An 8,812-nucleotide genomic window follows, 5' to 3' on the forward strand; every position below is an offset into this window, starting at 1 on the left:
CCTCAGGAAATGTGACCGGTCACACGGACGCGTTTGCTGCCGGGCGTCACCTCACTGGCCTGGCGCGCTCGCCGTGCCTGGATCTGGCCATCAATGGCGTTCTTCAGGGCGATCAGCAGCCCGAGCCCGACAAAGGCCCCCGGCGGCAGAACCATGAACAGCACATCGGTGTACTCCGGAAACGGCCGCCAGACCCAGTCCTGTGCCGTCGGGCCAAAGATCAGTGCCATGTCGCGGAACAGCGTTCCCTGTCCAACCAGTTCCCTCAGCCCGCCCAGTACGATCAGTACCAGCAGGAATCCCACGCCCATCATGGCGCCATCCAGGATGGACGGCAGGACCGGGTTGCGGGAGGCGAACGCATCGGCCCGTCCCAGAATGGCGCAGTTGGTGACGATCAGTGGGATAAAAATGCCCAGAATCTGATACAGCTCGTAGGTGTAGGCTTTCATCAGCAGCTCGGCGCAGGTCACGAACGAGGCAATGATCATCACGAAAGCGGGGAGCCGAACGGACTCGGCCACAAAGTTGCGGATCAGGGAGACGGCGAGGTTCGAGCCCACCAGAACCAGTAGTGTGGCCAGACCCAGACCGATGGCGTTGACTACCGTGCCGGTCACCGCCAGCAATGGGCACAGGCCCAGCACCTGAACCAGGGCCGGGTTATTGTCCCAGAGCCCGTTGCGGATGATCTCGACGGGTCGGGGTGTCGCCATCAGTCCGTCTCCTCGGTCGGTGTGGGGGCGTTGCCTGCCAGCAGCGTCTCACGATGCGACCGGAAGTATACCAGCGCCTCCCGGACCGCGTGGACGACCGCCCGGGGTGTGATGGTGGCGCCGGTGAACTGATCAAACGCGCCGCCGTCTTTGGCCACGGTCCATTCTTCCGCCGGCGGCTGGCCCAGCTCTTTGCCGGCGAAGTCGCGAACCCAGTCCGATTTGCGGGTTTCGATCTTGTCTCCGAGGCCGGGGGTTTCCTGGTGGCGGGTGACGCGAACGCCCAGCACATCGCCCGAGCGGTCGATACCCACCAGCAGGTTGATGTCCCCGGAGTAACCGTCTGGAGCAATCACGGGCAGGATCAGCCCGGTGACGCGTCCCTCCCGGCGCACGAGGTGAGCCGTGGCCGGCTGATCGAGCCCCAGAGCGGGCGTGGCTGGCAGCGTCAGCGTGTCCGAAAGCAGGTCATTGGTATGCTGGGTCTCAGGAACAATCTGGAACAGGGCCCGGGACTCGGCCCGAGCCTCCTGTTTGGCGATCCGATCCTGTGTCAGGCCGTGGGTTAGGGCGATGGTGCCCGCCGTGATCAGGGCGAACAGGGCCAGACCGACGGCGTTGCGCGTCATGGCGCGAACGACAGGGTTCACCTCAGGCGCCTCCTGTTCCGACCCGCCGGGCCTTGCGGTGACCATAGGTCCGGGGCTGGGTGTAATGATCGATAAAGGGCACCGACAGATTCATCAGGAGCACGGCGAATGCGATGGCATCGGGATAGGTGCCCCAGGTACGGATGACATACAGCAGCAGGCCGATTCCCGCGCCGTAGATCAGTTTGCCGCGGTGACTGGTGGCGGCGGAGACCGGGTCGGTGGCGATGAAGAATGCGCCCAGCATGGTCGCGCCGGAGACGAGGTGCAGCGACAGGGGCGTGGCCCGGTCCGGATCCCAGCCGAACACGAGACTCATCAGGGCCAGGGAGGCCAGCAGGCTGACCGGAATGTGCCAGCTGATGATCCGGCGCCACAGCAGGAACAGGCCGCCGGCCAGGAAGCCGGCGTTGACCCATTCCCAGCCCCGGGCGATCCCGTCACCAAAGGTGGGGTGTGTCGTCACCTGACTGGCCAGCGCACCCGCGATGCCATGCTTGTAGACGTCCAGCGGCGTCGCCATGGTGAAGGCATCCACTGGCGTTGAGCCCCCGAAGATAATGGACAGCGTCTCGATCAGCCCGGGCAGAACGGCTTCTTCGGTGCCGGCGGGGGCCACCCACCGGGTGGTCAAGGCCACTGGAAACGACACCAGGACCAAGGCATAGCCCACCATCGCCGGGTTGAATGGATTGGCGCCCAGCCCCCCATACAGCTGCTTGGCCAGCACAATGGCGCTGATGACGGCGATGGCGCTGACCCACCATGGCGTGAGCGGCGGCAGGGACAAGCCCAGCAGCAGCCCCGTCAGCGCGGCGGTGTTGTCACGCAGGAAGAAACGCACCGGGCGCTGGCGCAGTGCCAGCACGGCGGCTTCCGTGCCTACCGACAGGGCGATGCAGAACACGGTGTTGATGAGGTTGCCCCAGCCGAAGAACAGGGTCTGGGCCAGCAGGCCGGGCAGGGCGGCGGCCATGACCCAGGCCATGAGACGGCCGGTCCGGTTGGGCCCGGGCTGGTGTGGGGAGGAGGTGCGTCCACGGTTCATTCGGTCGCGCCTCCTGTTTCGGTCAGGCCGCTGCGAGCCTTTTCCAACGCCTTTTGGGCAGCATCCACGCGGTCATCATTTTTGGCGACGGCCTTTTCCAGCTTGTCGACATTGTCGGCCCCCCGTTTGCGGGCGTCGTCGAGCATGTTCCGCATGTTGTTGCGCTTGGCTTGCGCTTTCAGCAGCTGCTTTTCGAGCGTCTCGATATCCGGCGCTTCGGAAGGTGCTGCCACCGTCTCGCTGGCTGCGGCGCTTCGTTCGGGAGCGGCCTTCGACGCGGGTGGCGTCTGACGGGCTTTTGCCGCCGCTTCCTTGCGGGCCTGCCGCTTCGCTTCCTTCTCGGCCTGCTCCCGTTCCAGGCGGGCCTGGCGGGCTTCGAACCGCTCCCGGGCCCGGTCCGCGCGGATCTGCTCTTCACGCTGCTCGCGGATTTCCCCCTTGGTGCTCCGGTAGTACTGGACCAGTGGGATCTGGCTGGGGCATACCCAGGAGCAGGCACCGCATTCGATGCAGTCGAACAGGTTATGCTGTTCCGCCTTGTCGTTCTCGCCGCTTTGTGCGAACCAGAACAGCTGCTGGGGCAACAGTTCCATCGGACAGGCGTCGGCGCAGTAACCACAGCGGATGCAGGGCTGTGGCGGCGGTGGTGGTGGCAGCTCCTCGGGTGAGCCGGCCAGCAGGCAGTTGGTTGTCTTGACCACGGGCATCGCGAGATCCGGAAGCGAAAACCCCATCATGGGGCCGCCCATCAGCACATCGCCGGCGCGGGCCTCGTCGAATCCGGCGCTGTCCAGCAGGTGGCGGATTGGCGTACCGATCAGAGTCTCCACATTGCCCGGTTCACAGAGGGCGTCTCCGGTGAGCGTGGTGATGCGCTGGATCAGGGGCTCGCCGTGGTACACCGCGCGGTGGATGGCGGCAGCGGTACCCACGTTCTGGCAGAGCACCCCGATGTCGGCGGGAATGCCACCATGGGGGACTTCCTCGCCGGTGAGCACCTGTATGAGCTGCTTTTCCCCGCCGGAAGGATACCGGGTCGGAATCACCACAACCTCGATACCGGTGCCGTCCACTGCCGACTCCAGGGCCTGGATGGCGTCGGGCTTGTTGTCCTCAATACCAATCAGGCACTGCTCCGGGTTCAGGATGCGGCGCACAATCTGGAGGCCGCTGACGACCTCAGCGGCCCGATCCCGGATCAGGCGGTCATCGGCCGTGATGTAGGGCTCGCACTCGGCAGCATTGAGTATCACCGTCCGGATCGAATCGGTTTCGGGCGGACGTAGCTTGATGCCGGTTGGGAAACCCGCACCACCCAGCCCGGCGATGCCTGCCTTGTGGATATGGGCGAGCAGGCGGTCCGGATCCTGTTGGTCGGATTCGGGGAGCGGATGACAGGCGCCCCAGTGGTCTTTCCCGTCCGGGATCAGCGTCACGCACCAGTCGTCCAGGCCCGAGGGATGGGGCACGGCATGGGGACCGATGCGTTCAATATGCCCGGAGGTCGGCGCGTGTACCGGCACGCTGAACGCGCCCTCGGTGTCGCCGAGCACATCGCCCTTGAGAACCCGGTCCCCCTCCGATACCCGCGTCCGCGCCGGCGCGCCAATGTGTTGTTGCAGCGGGATAATCAGCCGCTCCGGCAGGTTGGCGATCCGGATCGGGGTTTCTGAGGACTGGCGTTTGTTCTCCGGAGGGTGAATGCCACCGGGGAAATCATACAGCGTCCGCATCAGGCCCGGGCCTCCGTCGAGCGGTCCGAGGCGATGACCTGACCGGTCATCGGGGAGGCGTCCGGGCGGTCCCAGCGCCAGCTGTGGATGTCGGTGGCCAACTCGACCATGTCGATGCAATCCACGGGGCAGGGGTCGACACACAGGTCGCAGCCGGTGCATTCGCTCTCAATGACCGTGTGCATGTGGCGGGCGGCACCGAGAATGGCATCCACCGGGCAGGCCTGGATGCACTTGGTGCAGCCGATGCACTCGTCTTCTCGAATCACCGCCACCCGACGGGGGTGTTCCTCGCCATGCTCGGCATCCAGTGGTTGTGGCTCCACATCCAGCAGGTCGGCCAGTGCCTGAATGGTGCTCTCGCCACCGGGCGGGCACTTGTTGATGGCATCGCCATCGACGATGGACTGGGCATAGGGTCGGCAGCCGGGGAAGCCGCATTGTCCGCACTGAGTCTGCGGCAACAGCGCGTCGATCTGGTCCACCAGCGGATTGCCTTCAACCCGGAAACGCTCACTGGCGTAACCCAACAGGGCCCCGAAGACCATCGCAAGCAAAACCAGCGCACCAACGGCAATGAGAATGCTCATCCACATAACACTACAGATTGACCATGCCGGTGAAGCCCAGAAACGCCAGCGACATCAGGCCGGCGGTGACCATGCCAATCGCCGGTCCGCGAAAGGCCACAGGCACGTCAGCGGCGGCAATCCGTTCACGCATCGCGGCAAACAGCACCAGTACCAGTGAGAAACCGCCGGCCGCCCCCATGCCATACAGGATCGATTCCATCAGGTTGCTGTTGCGGTTGAGATTGAGCAGGGCGACGCCCAGTACCGCGCAGTTGGTGGTGATCAGCGGCAGGAAAATGCCCAGCACCCGGTACAGCAGCGGGCTGGATTTGCGCACCACCATTTCCGTGAACTGAACCACCACGGCGATCACCAGAATGAATGTGATCGTCTTGAGAAACGCCAGCTCCAGCGGCGCCAGCAGATAGGTGTAGACCAGATAGCTGCAGACCGAGGACAGGGTGAGCACAAAGGTGGTGGCCAGGGACATGCCCATGGCGGTCTCCAGTTTGTTGGAGACCCCCATGAACGGGCACAGTCCCAGGAACTGCACCAGCACGAAATTGTTCACCAGAATGGTGCTGACGAGGATCAGGAGATACTCGGTCATCCGCGGGCCCTCACTGGGCGCTTTACATGATCCGCATGCCCGGCTCGGCGCCGGCGTCTGGCGACAGGATCTGGATGTCCTCGCCGCCCGGTCCGGCGGCCAGGACCATGCCCTCGGACACGCCGAACTTCATCTTGCGGGGCTTGAGGTTGGCGACCATCACGGTCAGGCGACCTTCCAGCGCCTCCGGTGCATAGGCGGACTTGATGCCCGCAAAGACCTGGCGTTGCTCGTCCCCGATGTCCAGTACCAGCCGCAGTAGCTTATCGGCGCCTTCGACGTGTTCTGCCGAGACAATCTTGGCCACCCGCAGGTCGACCTTCGCGAAGTCCGGGAACTCGATCTGTTCGGCAATGGGTTCCATATGGCTGTCCTCTGCCGTTTTGGACGGCTGACCGGTTGCCGCCGGCAGGGCATCCTTTGAGGCCTCCAGCATCCGGTCGATCTGGCTGCTCTCAATACGCTGCATCAGCGGCTTGAACTTGTTGATCGGGTGGTCTTCCAGCAGTGTGGCGCGACCATTCCAGTCCAGCGGCGCATCCAGGAACGCCTCGGCGGCCTTCGCGGTCTTCGGCAGCACCGGTGCGAGGTAGGTCATGATCAGGCGGAACATGTTCAGGGCGTTGGTGGAGATCGCCTGAACCTGATCGGCCTGCTCCGGGTCCTTGATCCGCTCCCAGGGCCGTTCGTCGTGCACGTACTGGTTCGCTTCATCCGACAGTTCCATGATACGCCGCATAGCGCGTCCAAACTCGCGGTTTTCGTAATGACCGGCAATCTCATCGCCCGCGTCGATGAACGACTGCAGCTTGTCGGTTTCGGTGACCTGGCCCAGCCGGCCATCAAACTTCTTCGTGATGAATCCGGCGCTGCGCGCCGCGATGTTCACCACCTTACCGATCAGGTCCGAGTTCACCTTCTGGGTGAAATCGTCCAGGTTCAGGTCCATGTCATCGACGCTGCCGGTCAGCTTGGAGGCGAAGTAGTAGCGCAGGTACTCCGGATTGAGGTGATCCAGATACGTCTTCGCCATGATGAACGTGCCGCGGGACTTGGACATCTTCTGCCCGTTGACCGTGATAAACCCGTGGGCATAGACCGCGGACGGTGTCCGGAATCCGGCGCTGTGCAGCATGGCGGGCCAGAACAGCGCGTGGAAGTTGATAATGTCCTTGCCGATGAAGTGGTAGACCTCGGCATCGCTGCCCGGCTTCCAGAAATGATCAAAGTCCAGGTCGTCGCGCCGGTCGCAGAGGTTTTTGAAGCTAGCGAGATACCCAATCGGCGCGTCCAGCCAGACATAGAAATACTTGCCCGGCGCGTCGGGAATCTCGAAACCGAAGTAGGGCGCGTCGCGGCTGATGTCCCATTCCTGCAGGCCGGCTTCCAGCCATTCCGACAGTTTGTTGGCCACCTGCGGCTGCAGGGTGCCGCTGCGGGTCCAGTTCTGGAGGAAGTCAGCGAATTCCGGCAGCCGGAAGAAGTAGTGCTCGGAATCGCGTTCCTCCGGTGTTGCGCCGGAGACGGCCGAACGCGGTTCGATCAACTCTGCCGGGGTGTACGTGGCGCCACAGGCTTCGCAGTTGTCGCCGTACTGGTCTTCGGTCTTGCACTTCGGACAGGTCCCCTTGATGAACCGGTCGGCCAGAAACATCTGCTTTTCCGGATCATAGGACTGCGTGATTGTCCGGGTGGCGATGTGGCCGTTGTCTTTCAGCGCATTGTAGATCGTTGACGCCAGCTCCCGGTTCTCGGGCGAGTGCGTGCTGTGGTAGTTATCGAAGTTGATCAGGAACCCGCTGAAGTCTTCCTGATGCTCCTGGCTGATACGTTCGATCAGCGCCTCGGAGCTGATGCCCTCGCGCTCGGCCCGCAGCATGATGGCGGTGCCGTGGGCGTCGTCGGCGCACACATAGACGCAGTTTTCGCCTCGCATCTTCTGGTAGCGCACCCAGATGTCGGTCTGGATGTATTCCAGCAGGTGCCCCAGGTGGATCGGCCCGTTGGCGTAGGGCAGGGCGCTGGTGACCAGGATGTCTCGCGGCGTGGTCGTCTGCGTCATGGTTGATGGTCCGTTTCCGTCAAATCGAGTCAAGGATGGAAAGACTGCTGTCAGAGGCGGGCATGATACCGTTCCACGGCCTTTTTTTCATCCCGCACGACGGCTTTGGCGAGAGCCGTCGGTGTGGTTAAATAACAGCACTGCTAATAGTTGACTGCACCGGTCAGGTATTGCGCGATGGGGCGCAATACCGGATCGTTCAGGATCGGGAGACCCTCAATGACCGCAATTGCCCGCGACGCCGTAGAAACCGCCATCCGGCACTATCAGGACCCCTACCTGGGCAAGGATCTGTTTGCCCTGGATGCGGTCCGGGATCTGACCATCGATGGTGACCGGGTCCATCTGTCGGTGCAGCTGCCGTACCCGTCGTCCGGCATCCACGGAGCGCTGCGGCAACTGGTCTCGAACGCGATTGAATCCGTGCCCGGTGTCGGGTCGGTTGCGATTGACGTGGATCAGGTGATTCGCACCTATCAGCCCCAGAAAGACCTGCAGTCCATTCCCGGTGTTCGCAATATCATCGCGGTGGCCTCGGGCAAAGGGGGCGTCGGGAAGTCGACGACCGCTGTTAACCTGGCGCTGGCGCTGAAGTCGGAGGGCTGCCGCGTGGGGATCCTGGATGCCGACATCTACGGTCCGAGTGTCGGCATGATGCTGGGCATTCCGGACGGTCAGCGCCCGGAGACACAGGAAAACAAATGGTTTGTTCCGGTGCCGGCTCACGGCATCGAGTCCATGTCGATGGCGTATGTGGTGACAGAGAAAACGCCCATGGTCTGGCGTGGCCCGATGGTCAGCGGCGCCCTGACACAGCTTCTCAACCAGACGCTGTGGAACGACCTGGACTTCCTGATCGTGGACATGCCCCCGGGCACCGGCGACATCCAGCTCACGCTGGCGCAGAAGGTGCCGGTGACCGGCGCCGTCATGGTGACCACGCCGCAGGACATTGCCCTGATGGACTGCCAGAAGGGCATCGAGATGTTCCGCAAGGTGGACATTCCCGTGCTTGGCATCGTCGAGAACATGAGCACGCACATCTGCAGCCACTGCGGCCATCACGAGCCGCTGTTCGGCGAGGGCGGCGGTCAGCGTGCGGCGGACGACTACGAGACCGAGCTGCTTGGTCAGCTCCCTCTGCATCTCACCATCCGCGAGCAGACCGATGGGGGCAACCCATCGGTCGTGGCCGAGCCGGATTCTGAAGTGGCCCGCACCTATGGCGACATCGCCCGACGGATGGGCGCCCGCCTGTCCCAGCGTGAACGCAACCTGACGGCGCCGATTTCGGTGAGTAAGGGGTAGGTTTTTAGCCACAGAAGAACATATATGGTCTCCTCCCCGTTTGCCAAGGCACAGAGGTTGATGAGGGACAGGTTGCTGCCATATATCCGGCCTGTTGATGAGGCGGCCTTGCC

Annotated in this window: 8 protein-coding genes; 1 reads left to right on the forward strand and 7 read right to left on the reverse strand. The window is 63.4% G+C overall.

Going from position 1 to position 8,812, the window contains the following annotated elements; genetic code table 11:
• Window positions 1-2 precede the first annotated feature (2 nt).
• Genes C8D92_RS15210 through metG form a run of 7 tightly spaced genes read right to left on the reverse strand, consistent with a single transcriptional unit; the run spans window position 3 to window position 7,391 of the window.
• Complete coding sequence (locus C8D92_RS15210; protein WP_116919902.1) at window positions 3-716, reverse strand: electron transport complex subunit E; 714 nt, start codon at window positions 714-716, stop codon at window positions 3-5.
• Window positions 716-1,366, reverse strand: coding sequence for an electron transport complex subunit RsxG (rsxG, locus tag C8D92_RS15215; protein WP_116919903.1), 651 nt, complete (start codon window positions 1,364-1,366; stop codon window positions 716-718). The genes C8D92_RS15210 and rsxG overlap by 1 nt, the downstream gene beginning before the upstream one ends.
• Before the next feature lies 1 nt (window position 1,367).
• Window positions 1,368-2,414 carry an electron transport complex subunit RsxD gene (rsxD, locus tag C8D92_RS15220; RefSeq protein ID WP_116919904.1) on the reverse strand — a complete coding sequence of 349 codons (1,047 nt, stop codon included), beginning with the start codon at window positions 2,412-2,414 and terminating at the stop codon, window positions 1,368-1,370.
• Window positions 2,411-4,147, reverse strand: a complete 1,737-nt coding sequence (gene rsxC / locus C8D92_RS15225) for an electron transport complex subunit RsxC (RefSeq protein ID WP_116919905.1) — start codon at window positions 4,145-4,147, stop codon at window positions 2,411-2,413. Before rsxC ends, rsxD begins: the two co-directional genes overlap by 4 nt.
• Window positions 4,147-4,743: an electron transport complex subunit RsxB gene (gene rsxB / locus C8D92_RS15230; protein ID WP_116919906.1), complete on the reverse strand. Its 597-nt coding sequence runs from the start codon at window positions 4,741-4,743 to the stop codon at window positions 4,147-4,149. The genes rsxC and rsxB overlap by 1 nt, the downstream gene beginning before the upstream one ends.
• A gap of 4 nt (window positions 4,744-4,747) precedes the next feature.
• Window positions 4,748-5,329 carry an electron transport complex subunit RsxA gene (gene rsxA, locus C8D92_RS15235; protein WP_116919907.1) on the reverse strand — a complete coding sequence of 194 codons (582 nt, stop codon included), beginning with the start codon at window positions 5,327-5,329 and terminating at the stop codon, window positions 4,748-4,750.
• Window positions 5,330-5,351: 22 nt separating this feature from the next.
• Complete coding sequence (metG, locus tag C8D92_RS15240; protein WP_116919908.1) at window positions 5,352-7,391, reverse strand: methionine--tRNA ligase; 2,040 nt, start codon at window positions 7,389-7,391, stop codon at window positions 5,352-5,354.
• Window positions 7,392-7,610: 219 nt separating this feature from the next.
• Here metG and apbC point away from each other — a divergent pair, with 219 nt between their 5' ends.
• Window positions 7,611-8,699, forward strand: a complete 1,089-nt coding sequence (gene apbC, locus C8D92_RS15245) for an iron-sulfur cluster carrier protein ApbC (protein WP_116919909.1) — start codon at window positions 7,611-7,613, stop codon at window positions 8,697-8,699.
• Window positions 8,700-8,812 lie beyond the last annotated feature (113 nt).

Source organism: Tamilnaduibacter salinus (assembly GCF_003096655.1).
In the GTDB taxonomy this organism is placed as follows: Bacteria; Pseudomonadota; Gammaproteobacteria; order Pseudomonadales; family Oleiphilaceae; genus Tamilnaduibacter; species Tamilnaduibacter salinus.

Excerpts from the sequence above, each read along its gene's own strand:
- C8D92_RS15210 (WP_116919902.1), bottom strand. The coding sequence starts at position 716 with ATGGCGACACCCCGACCCGTCGAGATCATCCGCAACGGGCTCTGGGAC.
- rsxD (WP_116919904.1), bottom strand. The coding sequence starts at position 2,414 with ATGAACCGTGGACGCACCTCCTCCCCACACCAGCCCGGGCCCAACCGG.
- rsxC (WP_116919905.1), bottom strand. The coding sequence starts at position 4,147 with ATGCGGACGCTGTATGATTTCCCCGGTGGCATTCACCCTCCGGAGAAC.
- rsxB (WP_116919906.1), bottom strand. The coding sequence starts at position 4,743 with ATGTGGATGAGCATTCTCATTGCCGTTGGTGCGCTGGTTTTGCTTGCG.
- rsxA (WP_116919907.1), bottom strand. The coding sequence starts at position 5,329 with ATGACCGAGTATCTCCTGATCCTCGTCAGCACCATTCTGGTGAACAAT.
- metG (WP_116919908.1), bottom strand. The coding sequence starts at position 7,391 with ATGACGCAGACGACCACGCCGCGAGACATCCTGGTCACCAGCGCCCTG.
- apbC (WP_116919909.1), top strand. The coding sequence starts at position 7,611 with ATGACCGCAATTGCCCGCGACGCCGTAGAAACCGCCATCCGGCACTAT.